Annotated in this window: 23 protein-coding genes and 1 riboswitch; of the genes, 7 read left to right on the forward strand and 16 right to left on the reverse strand. The window is 71.6% G+C overall.

What is annotated here, in order from left to right; translation table 11 throughout:
- The first annotated feature begins 41 nt into the window (after positions 1-41).
- Entirely contained in the window at positions 42-1280 is a 1239-nt protein-coding gene (locus B7P34_RS14585; protein WP_106676580.1) for a glycosyltransferase 87 family protein, read from the forward strand.
- A gap of 258 nt (positions 1281-1538) precedes the next feature.
- Here B7P34_RS14585 and B7P34_RS14590 read toward each other — a convergent pair whose 3' ends face one another.
- The 5 genes from B7P34_RS14590 to B7P34_RS14610 all read right to left on the reverse strand — a co-directional run bounded on the left by B7P34_RS14590 (position 1539) and on the right by B7P34_RS14610 (position 7125).
- Positions 1539-2762, reverse strand: a complete 1224-nt coding sequence (locus B7P34_RS14590) for a hypothetical protein (RefSeq protein WP_223267849.1) — start codon at positions 2760-2762, stop codon at positions 1539-1541.
- Positions 2763-2896: 134 nt separating this feature from the next.
- The gene (locus tag B7P34_RS14595; RefSeq protein WP_106676641.1) at positions 2897-3967 is read right to left on the reverse strand and encodes an NlpC/P60 family protein; all 1071 of its coding nucleotides are present in this window, start codon (positions 3965-3967) and stop codon (positions 2897-2899) included.
- A gap of 244 nt (positions 3968-4211) precedes the next feature.
- A complete protein-coding gene (locus B7P34_RS14600) occupies positions 4212-5273 on the reverse strand; it encodes a C40 family peptidase (protein WP_106676584.1) in 1062 nt (353 codons plus the stop codon).
- Between the two features lie 217 nt (positions 5274-5490).
- Positions 5491-6873: an NYN domain-containing protein gene (locus B7P34_RS14605; RefSeq protein ID WP_106676586.1), complete on the reverse strand. Its 1383-nt coding sequence runs from the start codon at positions 6871-6873 to the stop codon at positions 5491-5493.
- Positions 6874-6885: 12 nt separating this feature from the next.
- Positions 6886-7125 carry a hypothetical protein gene (locus B7P34_RS14610; RefSeq protein ID WP_106676643.1) on the reverse strand — a complete coding sequence of 80 codons (240 nt, stop codon included), beginning with the start codon at positions 7123-7125 and terminating at the stop codon, positions 6886-6888.
- A 152-nt stretch (positions 7126-7277) separates the two neighbouring features.
- Between B7P34_RS14610 and B7P34_RS14615 the strand changes: the two genes are divergently transcribed.
- Both B7P34_RS14615 and B7P34_RS14620 read left to right on the forward strand, forming a co-directional pair.
- A complete protein-coding gene (locus B7P34_RS14615; protein ID WP_106676588.1) occupies positions 7278-7994 on the forward strand; it encodes a rhomboid family intramembrane serine protease in 717 nt (238 codons plus the stop codon).
- Positions 7991-8272, forward strand: a complete 282-nt coding sequence (locus tag B7P34_RS14620) for an Lrp/AsnC family transcriptional regulator (RefSeq protein ID WP_106676590.1) — start codon at positions 7991-7993, stop codon at positions 8270-8272. The genes B7P34_RS14615 and B7P34_RS14620 overlap by 4 nt, the downstream gene beginning before the upstream one ends.
- A gap of 115 nt (positions 8273-8387) precedes the next feature.
- Here B7P34_RS14620 and B7P34_RS14625 read toward each other — a convergent pair whose 3' ends face one another.
- The 6 genes from B7P34_RS14625 to ctaE all read right to left on the reverse strand — a co-directional run bounded on the left by B7P34_RS14625 (position 8388) and on the right by ctaE (position 15501).
- Positions 8388-9653 (reverse strand): aminotransferase class V-fold PLP-dependent enzyme, encoded by a 1266-nt coding sequence (locus B7P34_RS14625; RefSeq protein ID WP_223267851.1) that lies wholly within the window; start codon positions 9651-9653, stop codon positions 8388-8390.
- A 245-nt stretch (positions 9654-9898) separates the two neighbouring features.
- A riboswitch (SAM riboswitch) is annotated at positions 9899-10015 on the reverse strand.
- 61 nt (positions 10016-10076) lie between these two features.
- Positions 10077-11141 carry an anthranilate phosphoribosyltransferase gene (trpD, locus tag B7P34_RS14630; RefSeq protein ID WP_106676594.1) on the reverse strand — a complete coding sequence of 355 codons (1065 nt, stop codon included), beginning with the start codon at positions 11139-11141 and terminating at the stop codon, positions 10077-10079.
- 164 nt (positions 11142-11305) lie between these two features.
- Positions 11306-12955: a cytochrome bc1 complex cytochrome b subunit gene (gene qcrB, locus B7P34_RS14635; protein WP_106676596.1), complete on the reverse strand. Its 1650-nt coding sequence runs from the start codon at positions 12953-12955 to the stop codon at positions 11306-11308.
- Complete coding sequence (gene qcrA / locus B7P34_RS14640; protein ID WP_106676598.1) at positions 12952-14007, reverse strand: cytochrome bc1 complex Rieske iron-sulfur subunit; 1056 nt, start codon at positions 14005-14007, stop codon at positions 12952-12954. Before qcrA ends, qcrB begins: the two co-directional genes overlap by 4 nt.
- Positions 14004-14813, reverse strand: coding sequence for a cytochrome bc1 complex diheme cytochrome c subunit (gene qcrC / locus B7P34_RS14645; RefSeq protein ID WP_106676600.1), 810 nt, complete (start codon positions 14811-14813; stop codon positions 14004-14006). The genes qcrA and qcrC overlap by 4 nt, the downstream gene beginning before the upstream one ends.
- 67 nt (positions 14814-14880) lie before the next feature.
- Positions 14881-15501: an aa3-type cytochrome oxidase subunit III gene (gene ctaE / locus B7P34_RS14650; protein WP_030364647.1), complete on the reverse strand. Its 621-nt coding sequence runs from the start codon at positions 15499-15501 to the stop codon at positions 14881-14883.
- Positions 15502-15738: 237 nt separating this feature from the next.
- Here ctaE and B7P34_RS14655 point away from each other — a divergent pair, with 237 nt between their 5' ends.
- Positions 15739-16140 (forward strand): response regulator transcription factor, encoded by a 402-nt coding sequence (locus B7P34_RS14655; protein WP_106676602.1) that lies wholly within the window; start codon positions 15739-15741, stop codon positions 16138-16140.
- Positions 16141-16171: 31 nt separating this feature from the next.
- Here B7P34_RS14655 and B7P34_RS14660 read toward each other — a convergent pair whose 3' ends face one another.
- From B7P34_RS14660 to ctaC, 4 genes are all read right to left on the reverse strand, one after another.
- Positions 16172-17419 carry a L,D-transpeptidase gene (locus B7P34_RS14660; protein WP_106676604.1) on the reverse strand — a complete coding sequence of 416 codons (1248 nt, stop codon included), beginning with the start codon at positions 17417-17419 and terminating at the stop codon, positions 16172-16174.
- A 147-nt stretch (positions 17420-17566) separates the two neighbouring features.
- Positions 17567-17965, reverse strand: a complete 399-nt coding sequence (locus B7P34_RS14665; protein ID WP_030364644.1) for a cytochrome c oxidase subunit 4 — start codon at positions 17963-17965, stop codon at positions 17567-17569.
- Positions 17962-19689: an aa3-type cytochrome oxidase subunit I gene (ctaD, locus tag B7P34_RS14670; RefSeq protein ID WP_106676606.1), complete on the reverse strand. Its 1728-nt coding sequence runs from the start codon at positions 19687-19689 to the stop codon at positions 17962-17964. Before ctaD ends, B7P34_RS14665 begins: the two co-directional genes overlap by 4 nt.
- Entirely contained in the window at positions 19686-20657 is a 972-nt protein-coding gene (gene ctaC, locus B7P34_RS14675; RefSeq protein ID WP_106676608.1) for an aa3-type cytochrome oxidase subunit II, read from the reverse strand. Before ctaC ends, ctaD begins: the two co-directional genes overlap by 4 nt.
- A 279-nt stretch (positions 20658-20936) precedes the next feature.
- On the opposite strand from ctaC, the gene B7P34_RS14680 reads away from it, so the two are divergent.
- Complete coding sequence (locus tag B7P34_RS14680; RefSeq protein ID WP_106676610.1) at positions 20937-22325, forward strand: cysteine desulfurase/sulfurtransferase TusA family protein; 1389 nt, start codon at positions 20937-20939, stop codon at positions 22323-22325.
- Between the two features lie 66 nt (positions 22326-22391).
- Here B7P34_RS14680 and B7P34_RS14685 read toward each other — a convergent pair whose 3' ends face one another.
- Positions 22392-23366, reverse strand: coding sequence for a carbohydrate kinase family protein (locus tag B7P34_RS14685; protein ID WP_106676612.1), 975 nt, complete (start codon positions 23364-23366; stop codon positions 22392-22394).
- 163 nt (positions 23367-23529) lie between these two features.
- Here B7P34_RS14685 and B7P34_RS14690 point away from each other — a divergent pair, with 163 nt between their 5' ends.
- Both B7P34_RS14690 and B7P34_RS14695 read left to right on the forward strand, forming a co-directional pair.
- Complete coding sequence (locus tag B7P34_RS14690; RefSeq protein WP_106676614.1) at positions 23530-23745, forward strand: hypothetical protein; 216 nt, start codon at positions 23530-23532, stop codon at positions 23743-23745.
- Positions 23746-23868: 123 nt separating this feature from the next.
- Positions 23869-25395, forward strand: a complete 1527-nt coding sequence (locus B7P34_RS14695; protein WP_106676616.1) for a hypothetical protein — start codon at positions 23869-23871, stop codon at positions 25393-25395.
- Positions 25396-25400 lie beyond the last annotated feature (5 nt).

Consider the following 25400-nt stretch of genomic DNA (forward strand, 5'->3'; position numbering starts at 1 on the left):
CGCGTACAGCGTGTAGTGACCGTGAAGGGCGAGGTGGATGAATGGCGGGCAGGGGTTTGCGGCTCTCGGTCGCGGTGTGGGCCGTCACCCGGGCCGTGCTGCTGATGTGCGTGCTGCGGGTGTGGGTGATGCCGGGGTCGGACGTCTCCGTCGACATCGAGGTGATCTACCAGGGCTGGTACGGGGTGCTGCGCACCGGCACCTTCCCCTACGACGACGTCACCTGGCAGTACCCGCCCGCCGCCGCCCTCGCCGTGCTCGCCCCCGGCCTGCTGCCGTTCCTCGACTACGCCCCCGCCTTCTTCGTCGTCTGCTTCCTCGCCGACGCGGCGGTCTACGCGCTGCTGCTGTACGCGGTGCGGGACGGGCGGCGCCCGGCCGCCGGAGTGTGGGCGTGGGTGGCCGGCGTCCCGCTGCTCGGCCCCATCGTCTACGCCCGCTACGACGTGATGGTGACGGCCGTCGCGGTCGCCGCCCTGCTGGCGGCCCGGCGCCGGGCCCGGCTCTCCGGCGCCCTCACGGCCTTCGGCGCGCTGCTGAAGGTGTGGCCGGTGCTGCTGCTGGTCGGCACGCCCCGGGGGACCCGCACACGGGCGGCGTGGGGCACGGCCGCGGCGACGGCAGCGGTGCTCGGGCTGCTGTTCGCGGCCGCGATGCCGGGGGCGCTGGCCTTCCTGACCTTCCAGCGGGACCGGGGCACGGAGGTCGAGTCCCTCGGCTCGCTCGTCTTCCACCTCGGACGGCACGCCGGCTGGCACGGACACGCGCGGCTGCACTACGGCTCCGTGGAGTTCCTCGGCCCGTACGTCCACACCATGAGCCGGCTCGCGCTCGTGCTGAGCGTGCTGGCGTTCGCCTGGCTGCTGCTGTGGCGCGTGCGGGCGCGGCGGTTCACGGCGTGCACGCCGTACGAGGCCGCGTTCGCGGCGGTGCTGCTGTTCACCACGACCAGCCGCGTGATCAGCCCCCAGTACGTGGTCTGGCTGCTCGGGCTCGCGGCCGTGTGCCTGACGATGGGCACGACGCGGCAGCGGCTGCCGATCGCCCTCGTCCTGCTGGCCGCGCCGCTGACCCAGCTGGAGTTCCCCATCTGGTTCTCCCACGTGGTCGCCAGCGACAAGCTGGGCGTGGCCACACTGACGCTGCGGAACGGATTGCTGGTCGTCGCGACGCTGATCTCGTGCGCGCGTCTGTGGCGCGAGACGGTGTCCCTGCCGGGGGCGCCGGACACTCCGGACGACCCGCCGGCGGAGAAGGAACCGGCTCTCCTGGCCGGCTAGGGACCGAGGCCGGTCCGGCACCGGTGCCACTCCGTGGGGTGAGCGGAGTCCGGCACCGCCGGACACCGCCGCGGTGGCTGATCGCCGTCGCGGCGGAGTTGAGAGGCGGAGCCTCTCGACCACGCGCTGCGAGGCGACGGGCCCCGTCCCCCAGGCCCCTTGCCGCAGGCAAGAAATACCCGCCGCGACGGCGCGCAACCCCCACCGGAGGTGACCGGCGGTGCCGAAATCGGCTGAACCCCCGCGGAGCGGCACCGCTCAGCCCGTACCGAGCTGCCCCTCAACATACGCTCGCCACCGCTCCGTGAACTCCGCCGGCGAGACGCCCAGGACATTGCGGAGGGCCGTCTCCACGGCCCCGTCCCGGCGGCCGTGGTCCCCCACCGCCCGGTAGAACGCGACGAGTTTCTCCTCGCTCCACTGCTCAGCGATGAGGCGGCAGGCCAGCCACCCCTCCTCGTAGGCGCGGGCGAGCTTCCCCGCTTCTCCGGCGAAGCCGAAGTCGGGGTCGCCGGGGAGTTCCCGGGGGAGCCGGCCCGCCGCGGCGGCGCGGGCGAGCTCGGGCGCGGCCTGCCGCGCGGTGCGCCCCGTGCCGCGGTAGGCGGCCCAGTCGGCGAACCCCTCGGAGAGCCACAGCGGCGTGGCCTTCGTCGTCTTGGCGCGGGTGGCGACGTGCGCGGTCTCGTGGGTGAGGACGATGCGCCGCCCGAACTCGCCGAGCACGCCGTACGCCTCGGGGTTGACGATGATGCGGTCCGCGGGCGCGGCGGCGCCCGTGCCGCCGGCCTCGCCGGTGGTCACGGCGGCGATCCCGCGGTAGTTGGAGACGGGCGAGTCGAGCAGGGCGGCCATCCGCTCCAGGGAGGCCGGCATCTCGACGACGACCCGCCCGGGCCACTCCCGCGGCTTGGCGCGCCAGGCCGCGCCCACGGCGGGCACGGCCTTGTCGGCGAGGGCGGCGAGGGCGCGAAGCCGCTCGCGGTCCTGGCCGACGCCGAGGACGAGGCTGCGCTCGCCGCGGACGACGGTGACGGGGCCCTGCTGCCACAGCTGCCGGCCGCCCTGCGGGGCGGCCTCCGCGGCCACGTACCACCGTCCGCCGCGCTCGACGAGGGTGAGCCGGGTGCGGGTGGTGACGGGGACGCCGTCGTAGCCGGCCAGCCGGTACCGCAGCTCGGCCTCGGCGGCGACGCGCCGCCCGCCGCCCTCGCCCCGCTCGGGGGCGAAGCCGCCGGTGCGCACGAGCCGGTAGTCCCAGGAGGCGAAGGGCACGGCGGCGAGGTTGGCGAAGACGCGGCGCTGCTCGGCCCGGTAGGCCCCGGCCTCCGGGTCGACGGCGGCCAGGAAGGCGTTCTCGTCGTGGTCGCGGACGCCCGCGGCCCACCGGTCCAGGGTGCCCTGCAGGGCCCGGTCGCGGGCGCCCGTGCCGTCGGAGAGGGCGGAGCAGCCGGTGAGGCTCACGAGGAGGGCCTGGAGGGCCATCAGGAGGCATGCCGCCCGGCGGGCCGGCCCCCGGCCGCCCGCGCGCGTGCCCCCGCGTCCGCTCCTCCAGCACCGGCCCGTCACGTCCCGCATCGTACGAGCCGCGCGCCCCCCGGCGTGCGCTCAGGGCGCGCTCACGGCCGGGTCACGGACGAAATCGGCATCATGTTGGCCGGGTCGTAGCGCACGCGGGCGCCGGGGTAGGGCGCGTGGATGACCTGCCCGTTGCCCACGTACATGCCGACGTGGCTGGCGTCGTCGCGGTAGATGACGAGGTCGCCGGGGCGGGCCTCGGACAGCGGGACGTGCCGGCCGGCGTAGCGCTGGGCCTGGGAGGTGCGCGGCAGGCCGACCCCGGCCCGCCCGTAGGCCCACTGCATGAGGCCGGAGCAGTCGAAGGCGCCCGGCCCGTTCGCGCCCCAGGCGTAGGGCGAGCCGACGGCGGAGCGGGCGGCCATGGCGGCCGCGGCGCCGCGGCCGGAGGCGGCGGTGAGGTCCTGCAGCCCGCCGAGGACGCCGCCGCCCGCGTGGTCGAGCGTCCGGGTGCCGCCGGAGCGCGAGGCCCGCGCGTACGCCCGGCGGTCGGCCTCGGGCAGGGCGTTCAGCAGCCGGCGGGCGGTGGCGAGCTTGCTCTCGACCTCGCGCTTGTGGTGTTCGACGGCCTTGCGGGTCTGCTCCAGCTCGCCCAGCATGCGGGCGGCCTCGGTGCGCTCCTGGCGGAGGGCGCGCTGGGCGCCGAGGAGGGCCTTGAGCTGTTCGCCCTGGCGGTCGGAGACGCGGTCGAGGGTGGCGGCGCGCTCCAGGTAGCCGTCGGGGTCGGAGGAGAGGAGCAGCTGGAGCGCGGGGTCGACGGCGCCGCTGCGGTACTGCGCGGCGGCGATCATGCCGAGGGCGGTGCGCATGTGGTTGACGCGTTCCTGGCCGCGGGCCACGCGGTCGGTGGCCTCGGCGACCTTGCGGCGGAGTGCCCCGGCGCGCTCGCCCGCTTCGTTGAACTTCTCGGTGGCCCGTTCGGCCTGCTCGTAGAGCCGGTCGACCTGTGACTTGACGGTGCCGCCGGACCGGTCGTCGCGGGCGGTGTCGCCGGGCCGGGCCACGGCCGGGGGCGCCATGGCGGCCGCCGCTGTGGCCACGGCGGCGGACAGGACGGTGACCCGGACGGTCTGGGTGAGACCGGACTGCGAAGAACGGCGATGGGACGCCACGGGCTGCTGCACTCCCTTCGTTGCTGCTCTGTGGGCGCGGTCCGGGACGTGTCGTACCGCACGCCGGACAGTAGCGGCGTGCTCACCCCGCGTTCAAAGACCGCCGGGGGTGGGAATGGGACGGGAATGCGGACGCCCCGCCGGAGACGCAGGTCACCGGCGGGGCGTGGAGTCAGCGCGGGCCACCGCGATTCGCCCGAACGGGCGGCGCGTCAGCCGTTCGGCCCAGTGGCGGGCCGGTCCGTCAGCCTATGCGGACGCCGAACTGGAAGGGCATGTTGCCCATCGACTCGTAGCGGACGTTCGCGCCCGGCTTGGGGGCGTGCAGGGTCATGCCGTTGCCCGCGTAGAGGCCGATGTGGTGCAGGTCGCCGTAGAAGAGCACCAGGTCACCGGGCTTGAGCTGGCTCTGGTCGTAGATGCGGGTGCCGGCGTTGGCCTGGTCCTGGGAGATGCGCGGGAGGGTGACGCCGGCCTGGGCGTAGGCCCAGCCGGTCAGCCCGGAGCAGTCGAAGGAGCCCGGGCCGGTCGCGCCCCACACGTACGGGGAGCCGATCTTGCCCTGGGCGGCGGCGAGGGCCGCGGCGGCGCGGCCGGAGGTGGGCACGTCCTTGCCGAGGTCCGGCCGGGAGCTGTCGCGGCCCGCGCGGGCACCGTCGCCGCTCTTGCCGCCGTCGGCCTTCTCCTTCTCGCCCATGACCTCGGCGCGCTCGGCGGCGGTGAGGGTGTTGAGCTGCTCCTTGGCCGCGGCGAGCTTCTCCTGGACGGCCTCCTTCTGCTCGCCGAGCACCTTGCGGGTCTCCGCGAGGTCCTTGAGCTTGCCGGTGGCCTCCTGGCGCTGCTGCTTGAGCACGCGCTGCTTCTCGGAGATCTGCTTGAGGGTGCTGGCCTGCTTGGCGCTCACCTGGTTGAGCGTCGAGGCCTTGTCGAGGTAGCCGTCCGGGTCGGAGGAGAGGAGCAGCTGCAGCGAGGGGTCGACGGCGCCGCTGCGGTACTGCGCGGTGGCCAGCGAACCGAGGCCGTTGCGCAGCTTGTTGATCTCCTCCTGGCCGCGGGCGACCTTGTCCTGGAGATCGGTGACCTGCTGGTCGAGCTTGTCCTGCTTCTCCTTGGCCCCGTTGTACTTCTCCGTGGCCTGCTCGGCCTCTTCGTAGTACTTGTCGACCTTCTCCTTGACCTCGGCCTTGGAGGCCTTCGGATCGGCGTGCGCGGCCTGGGAGGTGAGGGCGACGGCTGCGGCTGCGGTCGCCGTCAGGACGGTCACCCGGGCGCGGCCCGGCTGCTTGGGTCGACGGTGGGACGCCACGGAGACGAGCTCCTTCTTCCTCGGCCGCCACCGCACGCCGGAAGCGGCGGTTCGGCGGGACCTTCACCGTCACCCCTATTGGATGATCAACCGGGCGAAGGTTCGAGGCCCGACCTTAGTGACCCCGGAGCGATCCGTTCAAATCCTCATCAGAAAAATCTCCTGCCCCAAGCGAAGCTTTACCAACGTGACACAGCCGGTGATGGCGGCTTGACGGTCAGGTACGGGCAAGTCGCTTGAGGAGCAGGGCCGATGCCACCGGGCGGGCGCCCGCCTTCGCGACGCCGTCCGCGACCTCGCGGTCGGTGGAGACCACCACGACCGGCCGGCCCGGCGGCTCGGCCCGCACCAGCTGGCGGATCAGCTCGTCCGCGGTGACCCCGGGCTTGCTGAAGAGGACCCGCACCCCGCGCGGCGGCGCGAGCAGGACGGGCGCGGCCAGCTCGGCGCCGTCGAAGACGCACGTGACCTCGGCGCCCGTCTGCGCGGCCAGCATCGCGAGGCCGCCCAGCAGCCGCAGCCGCTGCTTGTCCAGCGGCATCGTCGGATAGCCGGTCTTGGTGACGTTGTAGCCGTCGACCACGAGGTGTGCCTGAGGCAGCGCCAGCAGCTGGTCCAGGAGGGCCGGGTCGGTTTCGGACAGGGCGCGCGTGGCGATGTCCTTCGGGGTCATCCGGCCGGGCTCCACGGCGTCCACCGTGTCCGCCGGATGCACGGAGACGGGCGGCAGCGCCAGCTCGCGCCGCAGCCCCTGGGCCGCGTCCAGCACGGTGTCGAGCAGCAGGCGCAGGCGCATGTCCTCCACGCTGCGGCCCTCGCGCACCGCCCGGCGGCTCGCCTCCAGCGCGGCCTCGGCCTCCGACAGCCGCGTCTTGAGCCGCCGGGACTCCCCCAGCGCCGCCGCCTTCTCGGCCGCGCCCGCCGCCCGTACGGACTCCAGCTCGGCCTCCGCCTTGCGCACGGCGGCCTCGCCGCGGCGCACGTCGGCCACGGCGCTGCGCAGCTTGCGCTGCAGCGAATCGGCCTCCTTGCGGGCGGCCTCCAGCTCGGCGCGGATCCGCTCGGTCTCGGCGCGGGACTCGGCCCGCGCCTGCGCCAGTTCCTCGCGCAGCCGCCGCAGTTCGCGCTGGGCCTCCTCGCCGGCGCGCTCCGCGGTCACCCGCAGCGCCTCCTCGCCGGCCGCCGTGACGAGCTTGACCCAGCCGGCGGGCCGCAGCACGTAGGCCATGGCCGCCACGTCCTCCGGATCGGCGGCCGCCGGCGGCGAACCGGAGTCCAGGGCCTCGGCGAGCTCCGAGCCCGTCTCGCGCAGCCGGGCCGAGATGCGCTGGCGGAACGCGGCGTCGTTCTCCACCGCGGCCGCCATCGCGTTGCCCGCGAACTTGGCCCGCCGGCTCGGCGTGAAGCGGGCGTACTGCCGCAGCGCCGCCGGGAGTTCGGCCACGGTCAGCCCGCCGAACGCCTCCGCCACCAGCCCGATGACCCGGCGCCGCACGCCCTCCGGCAACGGTCGGTCGAGCACCTCGGCAGCGCCGTCGGTCCCACCGGTGTCACCAGGCCCACCGGCCGTCTCCGCGCCACCCGTGTGCTCCACCACCATCGCTCCCGTTCTTCAGGCCTTCGCGCCCGGCCGGTCCACCAGCTCGACCTGGTCGACCGCGTTGCACCAGCGGCAACGCACGGACTCGATGGTCTCACTGACCACCTCGCGTTCTTCCACGCTCGGCTCGCCGGAGAGGTCGAGGTGCACGAATTCCACGGCTTTGGTCGTACGGGTCACATCGAACCGGGTCAGATTGCCGCACAGCGCGCAGCGCCACCGGGTCCCGGCTGTCGGCTGGGGAACGCCCATCGTGTCGTCCGTCCTCGTCAAGTCCATCGAACTGCGGGTGTGCTTCCCGTAACCCTACGGCCTGATGGTCATGCGGCGCGGTGCGCGGGCCCGCTTCGGCGGACCGGCGAGGCACTCTGTGCGCTTTACTGCCGGTACGTCATGATCTGCTCATGTTCGGAAAGCCGGGACAGGCTCCCCTCGTCACCTACGGCCTCATCGGCTCCTGCTGCGTGGTGTTCCTGCTCGGCCCCGCGTCGGGCCTCACCGCCCCCCTCTCCGGCGACCCCGGCAGCGGCAGCAGCCTCCTCGCCGCGCAGGCCGCCTACTTCGAGCGCTGGGGCGTGGTGCCGGAGGAGCTCTGGCACGGGCCCGCGGCGGAGCTGATCACCCCGCTCACCGCGCTCTTCGTGCACGGCAACTGGCTGCATCTGCTCGGCAACATGCTCTTCCTCTATGTCTTCGGCGCCATGGCCGAAAACCGTATGGGCCGGGGAGCCTTCGCCCTCTTCTACCTCGCCGCCGGAGTGCTGGCACTGCTCGGCTACGCCGTCGTGCACGCGGGCTCCGACCGGACGCTCGTCGGCGCCTCCGGGGCGATCTCCGGTGTGCTCGGAGCCTTCCTCTACCTCTTCCCCCGGGCCCGCGTCACCAGTCTCTTCCCGTTCCTCTTCTTCCTGCCCCTGCGGTTTCCGGCCTGGGCCGTGCTGCTCTTCTGGTTCGTCCTGCAGTGGCTCGCCGCCCGCTCGGCCGGCGACCGGCCCGGCGTCGCCTACCTCGCCCACGTCGTGGGCTTCGCCCTCGGCTTCCTGTACGCGTGGGCGAGGTACGGGCGTACGACTAGAGTGAAGCGGGGCTGCCCCCCGACCCCCGATAGGAGCACGCCGTGATCACTTCGATCGTCCTGATCAAGACCGACGTCGACCGGATCCCCGAGATCGCCGAGCAGATCGCGGCGATCGAGGGCGTGAGCGAGGTGTACTCGGTGACCGGGGCGCACGACCTGATCGCCATGGTGCGGGTGGCTCGCCACGACGATCTGGCGGACGTCATCCCGGGGAGGATCAGCAAGGTCCCGGGCGTCGCCTCGACCGAGACGCACATCGCGTTCCGCACGTACTCGCAGCACGATCTGGAGGCGGCGTTCGCGATCGGCCTGGAGTCGTAGGCCGACCGCCGGTCACGCCGGTGGGGGTTACTCGCCGTCGCGGCGGAGGAGAAGGCCCCGGTCCCGCCCTTTCGCCGTTTCCCCCTGCGGGGAGCCGGAGGGCTTGCCGCCGCCGTCAGGCGACCGGCACGCAGCGGCCGCCCTCCGTCCGGTAGGACCACTTCGCCCCGTCGCGGACGAGTTCGCCCACCGCCCTCACGAACCGCTCCACGTGCTCGTCCGGCGTCCCCGCCCCGAAGCTGACCCGGATCGCGTTCAGCGGCGTTCCCTCGTCGGAGGAACCGCACTCCCCCTCCGCAGAGGCACCCGCACCGACCAGCGTCCGCACGAGCGGGTGCGCGCAGAAGAGGCCGTCGCGGACGCCGATCCCGTACTCCGCGGAGAGCGCCGCCGCGAAGTGCGAGCTGTTCCAGCCGTCGACGGTGAAGGAGAGGACGCCCACGCTCGGGGCGTCCGGCCCGAACAGCGACAGCACCCGCACCCCCGGCACCGCCGCGAGCCCCTCCCGCACCCGGGCGATCAGCTCCCGCTCCCGCTCCGCGAGCCGGTCGAAGCCCGCTTCGGTGAGCGCCTTGCAGGCGGAGGCGATGGCGTAGGCGCCGATGACGTTGGGCGAGCCGGCCTCGTGCCGGGCGACTCCCTCGTGCCAGTCGACCTCCACCTCGCCGGAGGCGCCCCGTGCGACGCGCCGGCTGGCGCCCCCGCCCGCGAGGTAGGGCTTCGCGTCGCGGAGCCAGTCCGCGCGCCCGGCGAGGACGCCCGCGCCGAAGGGGGCGTACAGCTTGTGGCCGGAGAAGGCGACCCAGTCCGCGTCGAGTTCGGCGATGTCCACCCGCTGGTGCGGGACGAGCTGGGCCGCGTCCACCACGATCCGCGCGCCGTGCGCGTGCGCGGCCGCGGCGAGTTCCCGTACGGGCCACAGCTCGCCGGTCACATTGGACGCGCCGGTCACGCACACGAGCGCGGGGCCGTACGGTTCGCGGGCCGCGAGCGCCCGCTCCAGGGTCTCGACCGCCTGCACGGGGGTGCGGGGCGCGTCGAGGTAGGTCACAGCGGTGTCCGCGCGCCGCTCCCAGGGCAGGAGCGCCGCGTGGTGCTCGGTCTCGAAGACGAACACCCGGGTCCCGGTGGGGAGTGCGGCGGCGAGCAGGTTGAGGGAGTCGGTGGTCGAGCGGGTGAAGAGGACCTGGTCCCCGTCCCGGCAGCCGAGGAACGCGGCGACGTCGGCCCGGCTGTTCTCGAAGAGCTCGGTCGACAGCTGCGAGAGGTATCCCGCGCCGCGGTGCACGCTGCCGTAGTAGGGCGCGTACGCCGCCACGTCGTCCCACACCCGCTGCAGGGCGGGCGCGCTGGCCGCGTAGTCCAGAGCCGCGTACGTCACCTCTCCTCCGGTGACCAGCGGGACGCGGACATCACACCCAAGAACGGGCAGAGGGGTGCAAATGGCCTGATCGGAGGCAAGGGTGGAGACGGACATGGCGAACTCCCGTAAGAAGGCAGGCGAATTCCACCGCGCGACGGGCGCGGGAAGGGAAGAAGGGTGCGCGGAAAAGGGGCTCTTCGAGCCCTAACGCATTCGCTGAACCACGGAAGGAACTCCCTCGACAACCAGGATCCCTGGCGAGGGATCCGCGCTTGCCGCAGACCTCGCTGCCTGCGGCCTGGTCATCACCCGGGGCACCCCGCCACGGACGGAGGGTTGCCGGACAGCAAGCCGGGGCCTGATCGCTGTCACTCGTGACCTTGCCGAGGAGTATGGCACACGTGATCGCCCCGCGGAACCGTCGTTCCGCGGGGCGAGACGTCAGGCGTTGCTGGCGATCACCCAGCGGTCGAGCGCCCGCCGCGCCGCACCGGAGTCGATCGACTCCGCCGCGCGCGCCAGCCCGGCGCGGATCTGCTCCGGCAGCGGCGCCTCCGTGGGCGCCTGGGCGACCAGCGCCGCCGCGGAGTTCAGCAGCACCGCGTCCCGTACGGGTCCGGTCTCGCCCGCCAGCACGCGCCGCGCCACGTCCGCGTTGTACGACGCGTCGGCTCCCCGCAGCGCCTCCACCGGCACGAGGTCCAGCCCCACGTCCCGCGGGTCGAAGGCCTCCTCGCGGACCCGGCCGCCGGAGACCACCCACACCCGCGAGGTCGCGGTCGTCGTGAGCTCGTCGAGGCCGTCGTCGCCGCGGAAGACCAGCGCCGTGGAGCCGCGCTCAGCGAGCACTCCGGCGAGGATCGGCGCCATGCGGGGGTCCGCGACGCCGGTGGCCTGGGCCCGCACCTTGGCGGGGTTGGTCAGCGGGCCCAGCACGTTGAAGACGGTCCGGATGCCCAGCTCGCGCCGCGCCCCGGCCACGTGCCGCAGGGACGGGTGGAACTTCACGGCGAAGCAGAAGGTGATGCCGGCCTCCTCGGCCACCTCCACGACCCGCTTCGGCGTGAGGTCGAGGTTGACGCCCAGCTTCTCCAGGACGTCCGAGGCGCCGCTGGCCGAGGACGCCGCCCGGTTGCCGTGCTTGACGACCTTCGCGCCGGTGCCGGCCACGACGATCGAGGACATGGTGGAGATGTTGACGGTCTTGGCGCCGTCGCCGCCGGTGCCCACGATGTCCACGCTCGGGCCCGGCACCTCGATGAGCCGGGCGTGCGCGTACATCGTGCGGACCAGGCCGGAGATCTCGGCGACCGTCTCGCCCTTGGCGCGCAGGGCGACCAGGAAGCCCGCGATCTGGGCGTCGGAGGCCTCGCCGCGCATGATCCGGTCCATGGCCCAGGCGGTGTCGTCGGCGGTGAGGTCACGGCCGGTGAGCAGGGCGTCCAGGAGGCCGGGCCAGGAGGGGGCCGCCACGCTGTCGCCGCCTGCCGGGGTCACAACGTTCATGGTCCACGCTCCTGGTGGTCGGTCCGGAGAGCCGGGTGCGTCCCGGGGCTCTGCCCGACCAGCCTATCCACCCCCGGGAAGCGCGAAGAGCCCCGTCCAGGCGATGGACGGGGCTCTCGCTGTGGCGATCAGCGATCAGTGTGGATCAGGCAGTGACCCGGAGATCAGTGGTGGCCGTGGCCGCTCGTGATCTCCTCGTACTCCTCGCGCGTGGCCTTCGGGATCTGGGTCCCGTCGCCGTAGAAGCCCTTGGAGAGCTTCACGCGCAGGCGCTGGCCGGCGCCGGCCTTGCGGGCCACGCCGTTCTCGTCGAACTCCGGCTCCAGCTCGAGCGGCTTGGGCTGCTCGTGCGCCGTGAGGGTGTGCAGCTGCTCCTGCGAGAGCGGCTCGTGGACCTCGACGAACTCACCGTGCGGCAGGCGCTTGATGATGCCGGACTCTCGTCCGTGCAGCACCTTGTCGCGGTCGCGGCGCTGGAGGCCCATGCACACCCGGCGGGTGGCGATGAACGTCAGGACCGGGATCACGAAGAAGCCGATGCGGACGAACCAGGTGATGGCGTTGATCGACAGGTGGAAGTGGGTGGCCCACAGGTCGTTTCCACCACCGACCAGCATCACGAAGTACGCGGCGATCCAGGCGGCGCCGAAGGCGGTGCGGGTCGGAGCGTTGCGCGGGCGGTCCAGCAGGTGGTGCTCGCGCTTGTCACCGGTGACCCAGGACTCGATGAACGGCCAGACCGCGATCGCGCCGAGCACCAGCGGGAAGATGACCAGCGGGATGAACACGCCCAGGACGAGCGTGTGGCCCCACAGGTTGATCTCCCAGCCCGGCATGACGCGGATCAGACCCTCGGCGAAGCCCATGTACCAGTCGGGCTGGGCGCCGGTGGACACCTGGTCCGGGCGGTACGGGCCGATGGCCCAGATCGGGTTGATCGAGGCGATCGCCGCGATGGCCGCGATGATGCCGAAGACCAGGAAGAAGAAGCCACCGGCCTTGGCCATGTAGACCGGCATCAGCGGGAGGCCGACGACGTTCTTGTTGGTCCGGCCCGGGCCGGGGAACTGCGTGTGCTTGTGGTAGATCACGAGGATCAGGTGCGCCACGAGCAGACCGAGCATGATGCCCGGCAGCAGCAGGACGTGGATGGAGAAGAACCGCGGCACGAAGTCCGAGCCGGGGAACTCGCCACCGAAGAGGAACATCGAGATGTACGTGCCGATGATCGGCACGGACAGGATCGCGCCCTCCATGAAGCGGACACCGGTGCCGGAGAGCAGGTCGTCCGGGAGCGAGTAACCGGTGAAGCCGGTGAACATGCCCAGGACGAACAGCAGGAAGCCGAACAGCCAGTTGACCTCACGCGGCTTGCGGAACGCGCCGGTGAAGAACACGCGCATCATGTGCACGAACATGCCCGCGAGGAAGATCAGGGCAGCCCAGTGGTGGATCTGCCGGATGAGCAGACCGCCGCGCACGTCGAAGCTGATGTTCAGGGTGGAGGCGAAGGCCTCCGACATCCGCATGCCCTGCATCGGGACGTACGGACCGTGGTAGACGACCTCTTCCATGCTGGGGTGGAAGAACAGCGTCAGGTACACACCCGTGAGGATGATGATGACGAAGCTGTAGAGGCAGACCTCGCCCAGCATGAAGGACCAGTGGTCCGGGAAGATCTTCCGCATGTTGGCCTTGGCCAGGGAGTAGATCCCGAGGCGGCCGTCGGCCCAGTCGGCTACCCGCTCGCCCGCGGGCGCCTTGCGGCGGCCCGGCGCGCCGGCGCCGGATTCGTTCGTGGTCGTAGTGCTCATCCGCGCTCCCAGAAGGCAGGACCGACGGGCTCGGCGAAGTCGCCCATGGCCTCGAGGTAGCCCTTGTCATTGACCTTGATCCGCAGCTGCGGAAGGGCGTGACCGGCCGGGCCGAAGATCACGCGTCCGCCGTCGGAGAGGTCGAAGGTGGACTGGTGGCAGGGGCACAGCACGTGGTGCGTCTGCTGCTCGTAGAGGCTGATCGGGCAGCCGACGTGGGTGCAGATCTTGGAGAACGCGACGATGCCGTCGGCCGACCAGTCGAGCTCGCGCTTGTCCTTGATGTTCTCCGGACGGAGCCGGACGATCATCAGGGCGGCCTTCGCGATCTCCTTCTGGAAGTCGTGGTCCTCCTCCTTCATGCCCTCGGGCATGGCGAAGGTGAGGGAGCCGACCTGGATGTCCTCCGGACGCAGCGGCTGCAGCGTGTTCTGGTTGATCAGCATCTTGCCCTCGGACCAGGCGGTCTTCCGGAGCTTGGTGCCCGGGAGCGGTCCGAGGTCGCGCAGCAGCATCACGCCGGAGAGCGGCACCAGGGCCAGCGCGCCGAACATGGTGTTGCGGATCAGCTTGCGGCGGCCGAAGGCCGACTCCTCCGCGCCCTGCTTGAAGTCCGCCAGGACCTTGGCCTTGACGTCCGGCTCGGCGGAGATGGCGTGCCGCTCGTCGGCGACCTCCACGTCCGACATCAGGGTGCGGGCCCAGTGGACCGCGCCCGCGCCGATGCAGAACAGCGCCACCGCCAGGGTGAGCCCCAGCGAGAAGTTCAGGGCGCTGATGTGGCCGATCGGGAAGACGTAGATGCTCTTGTCGACCGGCACGCTCACGTAGGAGGCGATGAAGCCGACGGTGGCCAGCATCGAGAGCAGGAACAGGAAGGCGACCACGCGCTCGGAGCGCTGGGCGGCCCGCTCGTCGATGTCCTGGATGCGGGGCTCGTGCGGCGGCAGGCCGGGGTCGGCGAACGGGTCGCCGGCCGTCTTCGTCACGGCACCGCCGTGCGCGTCCTGCGTGTGCGGCAGGTTCTCTTCTGGAATGTCTTGGCTACTCATGACTTCTTGGCCTTAGCGGTGTGGGCCGCGACCCAGATGGCTACTGCGATCAGCGCGCCCAGGCCGAAGATCCACGCGAACAGACCCTCGCTGACCGGGCCGAGCCCGCCCAGCTCGAGGCCGCCCGGGCTCTCCGACTTGCTGCTGTTGACCGTGTCGAGGTACGCGATGATGTCCTTCTTGTTCTTCTCCGACATCGTCGTGTCGGGGAAGGAAGGCATGTTCTGCGGGCCGGTCTGCATGGCCTCGTAGATGTGCTTCGGGTTGACGTCCGTCAGGTCCGGAGCGTACTTGCCGTTGGAGAGCGCGCCGCCCTTACCGGTGAAGTTGTGGCACTGGGCGCAGTTGGTGCGGAAGAGCTCCCCGCCCTTGGCGATGTCCGCGCCGTCCGGGCTGTACTGATCCTTGGTCGGGACCGAGGGGCCGGCGCCCAGCGAGGCGATGTACGCGGCGAGCTGGTCGATCTCGGCCTGCGAGTAGATCGCCTTCTTGCGGGGGGCCTGGGCACCCTGCTGCTGGAGCGGCATGCGGCCGGTGGCGACCTGGAAGTCGACGGCCGCGGCGCCCACGCCGACGAGGCTCGGGCCGTCGGTGGTGCCCTGACCGCCGGTGCCGTGGCAGCTTGCGCAGCCCACGGAATAGAGCTTCTTGCCCTCCTCGATGGCGAGGGACTGGGCGGTTTCATCGGCCTTGGCCGTGTCCGCCGGCGCGAACGCGGCGTACAGCCCCCCAGTGACCGCCAGCGCGAAGAGTAGGACGACGACCGCCGCCAGCGGATGGCGTCGTCGTGCGGAGAGCTTTTTCACGGATTACCCCGGTGTCAGGATCTTCTGCGTCGATCTGGACTGTTGGTCCGGTGCGGGACGGGACCGATTACTTGATCAAGTAGATCGTGGCGAAGAGGCCGATCCACACCACGTCGACGAAGTGCCAGTAGTAGGACACGACGATGGCCGCCGTCGCCTGGTGGTGGGTGAACCTCTTGGCCGCGTACGTCCTGCCCAGAACCAGCAGGAAGGCGATCAGACCGCCCGTCACGTGCAGGCCGTGGAAGCCGGTCGTCAGATAGAACACCGAGCCGTACGGGTCGGAGGAGAGCGAGAGGCCGTCCTCCTTCACGAGGTCGGTGTACTCGAAGACCTGGCCGCCGATGAAGATGGCACCCATCACGAACGTGATCGTGAACCAGGTGCGCAGCTTCTTCACGTCACCGCGCTCGGCGGCGAAGACGCCGAGCTGGCAGGTGAGGGAGGAGAGCACCAGGATCGTGGTGTTCGTCGCCGAGAACGGAAGGTTCAGCGAGGACGCCATTTCCTTCCAGTGGTCGGCACCCGTCACCGATCGCAGGGTGAAGTACATCGCGAAGAGGGCCGCGAAGAACATCAGCTCGGAACTCAACCAGATGATGGTTCCGACGCTGGTGAGGTTCGGTCGATTGACCGACGGGTGTGCGTGCCCGGTATCTGTTGCTGTTGCAGTCGCCACGACCGACATTATGTCGGTCGCTTATCTCGTGCTCACTCCGGGGGGTGCCGTTCGGTGTGTCAAGAGCATGTGCGCTGCTCGTACGGCCCAGTGCCGGGGTCCCCCAAAGGGGGGAACCGGACGTTCCGGGGCACCTCGCGGGCCTGACGGACCCTCCTCCGGAAGGGTGTTCGCGGAGTAGAGTCCGGCCATCGATCAGCTCCACGTCAGATCCACAGCTGTGCCGAACACAAGCCTGGAGGAACGATGCAGCCGACGGCCACCGTGCTGGTCTACAGCGACAACGCGGACACCCGCGAGCAGGTCCGGCTGGCCGCGGGGCGCAGGCCGGCCCCGGACGTGCCGCCGGTCGCGTACGTGGAGTGCGCGACGCTCCCGGGCGTCCTGGCGGCCCTGGAGGAGCACCACGTGGACGTGTGCGTCCTGGACGGCGAGACGGCGCCCGCGGGCGGCATGGGGGTGTGCCGGCAGCTGAAGGACGAGGTGTTCCGCTGCCCGCCGGTGCTGCTGCTGATGGGCCGCCCGCAGGACGCCTGGCTGGCCACCTGGAGCCGCGCGGACGCGGCCGTGACGCACCCGCTGGACCCGGCGGCGTTCGCCGAGGCGCTGGCGGGCCTGCTGCGCAGCCGGAAGGCCGTGGACGCCTGACGGAGCGGGGCCCGCGGGCCCCGCGGGGCGGCTAGAGCTCGGGGCGCAGGCGGGCCGCTTCGGCGGGGCCGGGCCCCTGCTTCTTGCCCCCGACGAGGGCACTGCCCTTGCGCCATTCGTCCCAGTCCACGTTCCAGTCGCCGAAGCCGTTGTCGAAGGGCGTCATGGTGTCGCCCGCGCTGCCCACGACCTTGACGAGGTCGCCGACGTGGACGGTGTCGAAGAACCACTTGGCGTTGGCGGTGCTCATGCCGGTGCAGCCGTGGCTGACGTTCTCCCAGCCCTGGGAGCCCTCGGACCAGGGGGCGGCGTGCACGTACTCGCCGCTCCAGGTGACCCGGGTGGCCCAGTAGACGGGCAGGTCGTAGGAGTCGGCGCTGCCCTCGGCGATGCCGATGCTGGTGCCGCGCATCCGTACGAAGGATTCCCGGCCCAGGATCACCTTGACCCCGTTGCGGGTGGCGTAGCCGGGTTTGCCGGTGGTCACCGGGATGGACCGGATCTCCTTGCCGTTGCGCAGCACGGTCATGCTGTGGGCGCCGGCGTCGGTGACGGCCTCGATGCGGTCGCCCGTGGTCAGCCTGATGGGCTTGGAGGGGCCTCCGTAGAGGCCGCCGCCGACCTTGATGCCGTCGAGGGTGGCGTGCACGTCGACGGTGGAGTTGGCGGGCCAGTACTCCTTGGGCCGGTAGTGCAGGGTGCGGTTGTCCACCCAGTGCCAGGCGCCCTCCACGGCGGGCTGCGACTCGACCCTGAGGGTGCGTTCGACGACGGCGCGGGCGGCCGGGTCCTGGACGGGGGTGCTCAGCTCGGCGGTGATGGGCTGTCCCACGCCGTAGGTGCCGCTCTGCGGGCCGAAACTGACGCGCAGGAGGCGGTCGGCCGGGTTGGTGTCGAAGCCGATCGTGCGGCGCCCCTGGGACCCGTTCTCGTCCTCGGTGGTGACGCGGACGGTGTAGTGGGCTCCGGCGGCGAGGGCGCCGGTGCTGTGCCAGCGGGATCCGTCGGGGGCGAGTTCGCCCTTCACGTAGCGGCCGGCGGCGTCCGTGGCGGTGACGTCGGTGATGCGGTCGTCGCCCCTGGCGGTCACCTCCAGCGGCTTGCTGGGGTCCGCCTTCTGCCCGTCGCGGGCACTGGTGAGCTCCACCTGACCGCCGGCGTCGTAGGGCTTGTCGGCCAGCGGGTTGGACGAGCCGCCGCAGGCGGTGACCCCCACCGCCAGCGCGGTCAGCAGCACGGCGCCGCAGAGCGCCAAGCGGTGTCGAGGTGACTGGGTCATGTCTCACACCGTAGGGACGATCGAAGCGTACGGCCTGTCGGGTGACTGCAAACGGGTGGTTGTGCGCGGGCCGCACCGGCAAAAAGCACCGGGCCCCGCACACCGGTGAGGTGTGCGGGGCCCGGACGGCTCGGCCTGCGCCCGCCGTTACTGGTTCTGGTTCTCGCCGCGGTAGAACTCGAACACCCAGCCGAAGAGGCCGACCAGGATGATCGGGGCGGAGAAGTACATCAGCCACCAGCCGAAGCAGATGCTCAGGAAGGCCAGCGCGCCACCGACCGCCAGGGAGAGCGGCTGCCAGCTGTGCGGGGCGAAGAAGCCCAGCTCGCCGGCGTCGTCGGCGACGTCCGCCTCCTTGTTGTCACCGGCGCCGGTGTCCACGCGGCGTGCGGTGAACGCCAGGTAGTAGCCGACCATGACGCACAGTCCGAAGGCCATGAAGAGCGCCGTCGTACCGGCGGCCTCCTTCGACCACACGCCATAGACACACGCCATGGCGAGGATGAAGACGGAGAGCCAGATGAACATCTTGCCCTGGATCTTCACTTGCCGGCCTCCTTGCCACCCGCGAGGGCCTTCTCAGCCGCGAGGTTCTCTTCGAGCTCCAGGGCCGCGATCTCCGGGTGGTGCAGGTCGAACGCCGGGGATTCGGAGCGGATGCGCGGCAGCGTGAGGAAGTTGTGCCGCGGCGGCGGGCAGGAGGTCGCCCACTCCAGCGAGCGGCCGTAGCCCCACGGGTCGTCGACCTCGACCTTCTTGCCGTACTTGGCGGTCTTCCAGACGTTGTACATGAACGGCAGGATCGACAGGCCCAGCAGGAAGGAGCTGATGGTCGAGATGGTGTTCAGCGTGGTGAAGCCGTCGGCGGCCAGGTAGTCCGCGTAGCGGCGGGGCATGCCCTCGGCGCCGAGCCAGTGCTGCACCAGGAACGTGCCGTGGAAGCCCACGAACAGCGTCCAGAAGGTGATCTTGCCGAGCTTCTCGTCCAGCATCTTGCCCGTGAACTTCGGCCACCAGAAGTGGAAGCCGGAGAACATCGCGAACACCACGGTGCCGAAGATGACGTAGTGGAAGTGCGCGACCACGAAGTACGAGTCGGAGACGTGGAAGTCCAGCGGGGGCGAGGCCAGGATGACACCGGTCAGACCACCGAAGGTGAAGGTGATCAGGAAGCCGGTGGCCCACAGCATCGGGGTCTCGAAGGACAGCGAGCCCTTCCACATGGTGCCGATCCAGTTGAAGAACTTCACACCGGTCGGGACCGCGATCAGGAAGGTCATGAAGGAGAAGAACGGCAGCAGCACGCCGCCCGTGACGTACATGTGGTGCGCCCACACCGTCACCGACAGACCGGCGATCGAGATCGTGGCCGCGATCAGGCCCCAGTAGCCGAACATCGGCTTGCGGGAGAAGACCGGGATGACCTCGGAGATGATGCCGAAGAACGGCAGCGCGATGATGTAGACCTCGGGGTGGCCGAAGAACCAGAAGAGGTGCTGCCAGAGCAGCGCTCCGCCGTTGGCCGCGTCGAAGACGTGGGCCCCGAATTTGCGGTCCGCCTCCAGGGCGAACAGCGCGGCCGCCAGGACCGGGAAGGCCAGCAGGACCAGCACACCGGTCAGCAGGACGTTCCAGGTGAAGATCGGCATGCGGAACATCGTCATGCCGGGCGCGCGCATGCAGATGATCGTGGTGATGAAGTTGACCGAACCGAGGATCGTGCCGAAGCCGGAGAAGGCCAGACCCATGATCCACATGTCGGCGCCGACGCCCGGTGAGCGGACGGCGTCCGACAGCGGGGAGTAGGCGAACCAGCCGAAGTCGGCCGCACCCTGCGGGGTGAGGAAGCCGGCCACGGCGATGATCGAGCCGAACAGGTACAGCCAGTAGGCGAACATGTTCAGCCGCGGGAACGCCACGTCGGGCGCGCCGATCTGCAGCGGCATGATCCAGTTCGCGAAACCGGCGAACAGCGGCGTCGCGAACATCAGCAGCATGATCGTGCCGTGCATCGTGAACGCCTGGTTGAACTGCTCGTTCGACATGATCTGCGTGCCGGGACGGGCGAGTTCGGCGCGCATCAGCAGCGCCATCAGACCGCCGATGCAGAAGAACGCGAACGACGTGACCAGGTAGAGCGTGCCGATGGTCTTGTGGTCGGTGGTGGTGAGCCACTTGACCGCATTGATACCGGGCTGCTTCTGGCGGACTGGCGGTGCTGCCGTGGCTGTCGCGGCGGCGGCACCCTGGGGTTCGTTGAGGATGCTCACTTGTTCTTGGTCTCCGCGTTCTTCGCGTGATCCGTCATCGCGATGCCCGCCGGCTGGTAGCCGGTCTGGCCCTTCGCCGCCAGCTCCTTCAGGTGCTGCTTGTAGCGCTCAGGAGAGACGACCTTGACGTTGAAGAGCATCCGGGAGTGGTCCTGGCCGCAGAGCTCGGCGCACTTGCCCAGGAAGGTGCCCTCCTTGTTCGGGGTCACCGTGAAGCTGTTGGTGTGCCCCGGAATGACGTCCTGCTTCATCAGGAACGGCACCACCCAGAAGGAGTGGATGACATCCCGCGAGGTCAGCACGAACTCGACCGTCTCACCCTTGGGCAGCCACAGCGTGGGGCCGGGGTTGTTGGTCTGCTCGTTGCGCGTGCCGGGGATGCCGATGTCGTAGACACCCTCCGCACCCTTCGGCGCCTTGTTCAGGAACCGGTCCGGGATCGCGTCGAGCTCCTTGTTCTCCCGGAGCGGCTTCGCCGGGGTCGCGGCGTTGCCGTCGACGTCCTCCATGTAGTTGAAGGCCCAGCTCCACTGGAAGCCCACCACGTTCACGACGTGCTGGGGCTTCTCCGGGTTGGTCAGCAGCTTGTTCTCATCACGCGCGGTGAAGTAGAAGAGCACCGACACGATGATGATCGGAACCGCCGTGTACAGCGCCTCGATCGGCATGTTGTACCGGGTCTGCTGGGGTACCTCCACCTTCGTCCGGCTGCGCCGGTGGAAGATGACGCTCCAGATGATCAGGCCCCACACCAGGATGCCGGTCACGAGGGCGGCGGCCCAGGAGCCCTGCCACAGGGAGAGGATCCGCGGCGCCTCTTCCGTGACGGGAGTGGGCATTCCGAGGCGGGGGAAGTCCTTCGATGTGCAACCGGTGGCGGTCGCCAGGACAGCGCCCGCGGCCAGCGCCTGCAGCAGCTTCCGCCGCACCGGGCGCCGCGACGAGCGGTCGGAGCCGTTGGGACTCACGTAGCGCCTTCCCGAGAGTCTCGCCCGTGCGGCCGGCTGCGGCCGTCTCGCTGGTCGGTCGCCGGCCCGCTGCGGGCAGGGGTTTGGATGTTTATGCGGACCAAACCCTACTGGACGCTATTTGGGGCCGCGCGGGGAGGGTGCCCAACGCGCCGCGTCACTCCCCGAAGGGATGGAATCCACGGGTCCGCCCGCCGTCTGGGGGACCGTCAGACGGCTGCGCCGCAGGTCGGGAGGTACGCGCGGAGCGGCCTTGCGGCAACGCGTTAGTTTCTGGGTGTGCCCTACTTCGACGCCGCCTCCGCCGCTCCCCTGCACCCCGTCGCCCGCCAGGCGCTGCTGGCCTCCCTCGACGAGGGCTGGGCCGACCCCGCCCGGCTGTACCGCGAGGGCCGGCGGGCCCGGCTGCTGCTGGACGCCGCCCGCGAGGCCGCGGCGGAGGCCGTGGGCTGCCGCCCCGACGAGCTCGTCTTCACCCCATCGGGTACCCGCGCGGTGCACGACGGCCTTGCCGGCGCGCTGGCCGGGCGCCGCCGCACCGGCCGCCACCTGGTGGTCTCCGCCGTCGAGCACTCCTGTGTCCTCGCCTCCGCCGCGGCCCTGGAGGCGGCCGGCGGCAGCTTCACCGCGGTGCCCGTCGACCGGGCGGGCCGCGTGGCGCCCGGAGCGTACGCCGCGGCACTGCGCCCCGACACGGCGCTGGCGGCCCTGCAGTCCGCCAACCACGAGGTGGGCACCGAGCAGCCGGTGGCCGAGGTGGCCGAGGAGTGCCGGGCCGCGGGGGTGCCGCTGCTGGTGGACGCGGCGCAGTCGCTCGCATGGGGGCCGGTGGCGAGCGGCTGGTCGCTGCTCACGGCCAGCGCGCACAAGTGGGGCGGCCCGTCGGGCGTGGGGCTGCTGGCGGTCCGCAAGGGGACGCGGTTCGCGTTCCAGGGCCCGGCGGACGAGCGGGAGTCGGGCCGGGCGCCGGGCTTCCCCGACCTGCCGGCGGTCGTGGCGGCGGCCGCGTCGCTGCGGGCCGTGCGGCAGGAGGCGGCGGAGGAGGGCGCCCGGCTGCGGGCGCTGGTCGAGCGGATCCGCGAGCGGGTGCCCGCGCTCGTGCCCGACGTGGAGGTGGTGGGCGACCCGGTGCGGAGGCTGCCGCATCTGGTCACGTTCTCGTGTCTGTATGTCGACGGTGAGACGCTGCTGCACGCCCTCGACCGGGCGGGCTTCTCCGTCTCCTCCGGTTCCTCGTGCACCTCCAGCACCCTGGCCCCCAGCCATGTGCTGCAGGCGATGGGCGTGCTGTCGGAGGGCAACGTCCGGGTGTCGCTGCCTGCGGGCACGGCGGAGGAGGACGTCGAGCGCTTCCTCGACGTGCTGCCGGGTGTGGTGGCGTCCGTGCGGCAGCAGCTGGGCGCGCCTGCCTCACCCGGGCCGGCCCGCGCCGCGGCGACCGGGTCCGGGCTGGTGATCGACTCGCTGGGCAAGCGCTGCCCGATCCCGGTGATCGAGCTGGCCCGGGCCATCGGCGACGTGCCCGTGGGCGGCCTGGTGACCGTGCTGTCCGACGACGAGGCCGCGCGGCTGGACATCCCCGCCTGGTGCGACATGCGGGAGCAGGAGTACGTGGGGGAACGCCCGGCGGAGCGGGGCACGGCCTACGTGGTGCGGCGACGCGGCTAGCCGGCCCCCGTTCCCCTCCGGACGCACGTGACCCCTGCCCCCGGAGGGGAGCAGGGGCCGTGGGCGTCAGGACAGGTGCGTCTTGACCTCGGCGGCGGCCTCGTCGCCGTAGGCCTTGGTGAAGCGCTCCATGAAGTGGCCGCGGCGCAGCTCGTACTCCTGGGTGCCGAGGGTCTCGATGACCAGGGTGGCGAGCATGCAGCCCAGCTGGGCGGCGCGCTCCAGGGGCAGCTCCCAGGTCAGGCCGGCGAGGAAGCCCGCGCGGAAGGCGTCGCCGACGCCGGTCGGGTCGACCTTGGCCTCTTCCTGGGCGCAGCCGACCTCGATGACGGGCTCGCCCTTGCGCTCGATGCGCACGCCCTGCGCACCGAGGGTGGTGATGCGGGTGCCCACCTTGGCCAGGATCTCGTCCCCGGACCAGCCGGTCTTGGACTCGATGAGGGCCTTCTCGTACTCGTTGGTGAAGAGGTACGTGGCGCCCTCGACGAGGACGCGGATGTCGTCGCCGTCCATGCGGGCCAGCTGCTGGGAGGGGTCGGCGGCGAAGGGGATGCCCCGGGAGCGGCACTCCTCGGTGTGGCGGATCATCGCCTCGGGGTCGTCGGCGCCGATCAGGACCAGGTCGAGGCCGCCGACGCGGTCGGCGACGGGCTGCAGCTCGATCTGGCGGGCCTCGCTCATCGCGCCGGTGTAGAAGGACGCGATCTGGTTGTGGTCGGTGTCCGTGGTGCAGACGAAGCGGGCCGTGTGCAGCACCTCGGAGATGCGGACCGAGTCGGTGTCCACGCCGTGCCGCTCCAGCCAGGCGCGGTACTCGGCGAAGTCGGCGCCGGCGGCGCCGATCAGGATCGGGCGCAGGCCGAGCAGGCCCATGCCGAAGCAGATGTTGGGGGCGACACCGCCGCGGCGGACGTCGAGTTCGTCGACGAGGAAGGACAGCGAGACGGTGTGCAGCTGGTCCGCCACGAGCTGATCGGCGAAACGGCCGGGGAACGTCATCAGATGGTCAGTGGCGATGGAGCCGGTGACTGCGATACGCACGGCGGTTCTGCTCCTGCGGGGGCGAGGTGACGGGGATCAGGACGAGCCACACCACGCTACCGGGTCCGGAATTCGCACCTGCGTACAGTTTCGGCCATCGTCCGGACAAAATTACCAAATAGTAGCCCTTTCATCGTGCGTTGCGGGTGCATACGGTGCCGCTATGCCGAACCCTGTGAAGGACGTCACTTTTAGCGAGTACGAGCCCGAGTCGCTGGCGGAGCTGCGCGGGCTGTGCGCACGGATGTCGCCGCACTGGACGGGATCGCCGGGGCAGGGGCGGCCGGCCGTGGCCGTTCCGCCCTCGCTGATCAGGGGCGTCTCGGTGCCGGCGGGGTCTGCGCGGCTGATCGACGGGATGTCGGAGTACGGCGACTGACGCTCCCGTTCCGGCCCTGCCGCGGCCGGGTGGAACCGCTCGCTCCTGTGCTCCGTCCAAGCCGCGTCCCCTTCCCGGGGGATGCGGCGCTACGGACATTGGGCGGAGTGAAGGAGCGATGTGGTGAGCACCGAGGGCGGCAGCCCCGAAGGCAAGCAGCAGCGGAAGCGTTCACGGCTCGCGGTCGCCTCGGTGGCGGCGGCGGTGCTGCTGGCCGGTGGCGGCGGTGCGTACTGGGCCGCCACGGCGTCGGAGGGCGACGGCGGCAAGGGCGGTGGTGCGCCGGGCGGTGACGGCTCCCCGCCGCCCCTCGCGCTGGACGCCCCGGCCGGCGGCGGGCCCACCGGGCCCTCGCAGGGCATCGCGGTGGGCGAGCCGGACCCGGGCGGCGTGCGCTACCGCGCCGAGGGGAAGCTGCCCGACGGGCCGCGGACGGCGGCGGTCCGGCTGTCGCAGGGCGAGGTGGGCCGCGCGGAGGTGGCCTCCCTCGCCGCGGCCCTGCACGTGTCCGGCACCCCTCAGCTGGAGGGCGAGACCTGGCGGGTGGGCGGCCCGCCCGGGGCGGACGAACCGGTCCTGCAGGTGGCCCGCAAGGGCCCCGGCAACTGGTCCTTCGCGCGCTACGGCAACCCCGGCAAGGGGTGCGTGCACCCGCCGGGCTCGGGGCCGCGCACGGACCCCGACGCGGAGCTGTCCCCGGCCGCGCCCGCGAGCTGCCCGCAGCAGGAGGGGCCGGCCTCGGACGGGCAGCCGCCCGTGCCGGAGGAGAAGGCGAAGAGCGTCGCCGCGCCCGTCCTGAAGGCGCTCGGCCAGGACGACTCCAAGATCGACGCCTCGGGGCTCTTCGGTGCCGTGCGGACGGTCAACGCCGATCCCGTCCTGGACGGCCTGCCGGTCTTCGGCTGGCGGACGACGCTGGCGGTCGGCTCGGACGGCCAGCTCGTACGGGGCAGCGGCCAGCTGCAGGTTCCGCCGAAGGGGGCGACGTACCCGCTGGTGACGGCCGACGAGGCGCTGAAGGAGCTCAACAAGGGCGGCGGCGGACGACCCGTGATCGGCGGCTGCGCCACACCCGTCCCGCACGGCGACGCGGAGGCGAACGGGGACGGGGCGCGCGGCTTCGCGGTGCCCTGCCCGCCGAAGGCCCCGCCGCGCGAGCCCGCGACGGTGACCGGTGCCGCGCTCGGCCTCTCGGCGCAGTCGGTGGCCGGGCGGCAGGCGCTGGTGCCGTCGTGGCTGTTCCAGGTGCGTCTGCCGGGCGCGGAGAAGGGGGCGTCGATCACCGTGGCGCAGCCTGCCGTGGACCCGGAGTTCCTGGTGCGCCACTCCCCCGGCCCGGACCGTTCGGAGAGCCCGGGGAAGGGCACGCCGAAGTCGGTTCCGGTGCACGTGGAGTCGTACAGCGTGGACGGGAAGGAGCTCGTCCTGCACTTCTGGGGCGGGGTGTGCCGGAATTACGCGGTCTCCGCCGAGCAGTCGGCCGCCGCGGTGACGGTCAAGGTCACCGGGACGGAGAAGCAGCCGGGCCGGGAGTGCATCCTCATGGCGAAGAAGTTCGACGAGACGGTGACGCTGGACGAGCCGCTGGGCGACCGCAAGGTGGTGGACGCGTCGACGGGCGAGCCCGTGGCGCGGCAGCAGGAGAAGTGAGCGGA

The organism is Streptosporangium nondiastaticum (genome assembly GCF_003011965.1).
Classification (GTDB): domain Bacteria; phylum Actinomycetota; class Actinomycetes; order Streptomycetales; family Streptomycetaceae; genus Streptomyces; species Streptomyces nondiastaticus.

Bases quoted from the DNA above. Each gene is read 5' to 3' on its own strand.
- B7P34_RS14585 (WP_106676580.1), top strand. From the start codon at position 42: ATGGCGGGCAGGGGTTTGCGGCTCTCGGTCGCGGTGTGGGCCGTCACC.
- B7P34_RS14590 (WP_223267849.1), bottom strand. From the start codon at position 2,762: ATGGCCCTCCAGGCCCTCCTCGTGAGCCTCACCGGCTGCTCCGCCCTC.
- B7P34_RS14605 (WP_106676586.1), bottom strand. From the start codon at position 6,873: ATGGTGGTGGAGCACACGGGTGGCGCGGAGACGGCCGGTGGGCCTGGT.
- B7P34_RS14610 (WP_106676643.1), bottom strand. From the start codon at position 7,125: ATGGGCGTTCCCCAGCCGACAGCCGGGACCCGGTGGCGCTGCGCGCTG.
- B7P34_RS14615 (WP_106676588.1), top strand. From the start codon at position 7,278: ATGTTCGGAAAGCCGGGACAGGCTCCCCTCGTCACCTACGGCCTCATC.
- trpD (WP_106676594.1), bottom strand. From the start codon at position 11,141: ATGAACGTTGTGACCCCGGCAGGCGGCGACAGCGTGGCGGCCCCCTCC.
- qcrB (WP_106676596.1), bottom strand. From the start codon at position 12,955: ATGAGCACTACGACCACGAACGAATCCGGCGCCGGCGCGCCGGGCCGC.
- qcrA (WP_106676598.1), bottom strand. From the start codon at position 14,007: ATGAGTAGCCAAGACATTCCAGAAGAGAACCTGCCGCACACGCAGGAC.
- ctaE (WP_030364647.1), bottom strand. From the start codon at position 15,501: ATGTCGGTCGTGGCGACTGCAACAGCAACAGATACCGGGCACGCACAC.
- B7P34_RS14655 (WP_106676602.1), top strand. From the start codon at position 15,739: ATGCAGCCGACGGCCACCGTGCTGGTCTACAGCGACAACGCGGACACC.
- B7P34_RS14660 (WP_106676604.1), bottom strand. From the start codon at position 17,419: ATGACCCAGTCACCTCGACACCGCTTGGCGCTCTGCGGCGCCGTGCTG.
- B7P34_RS14690 (WP_106676614.1), top strand. From the start codon at position 23,530: ATGCCGAACCCTGTGAAGGACGTCACTTTTAGCGAGTACGAGCCCGAG.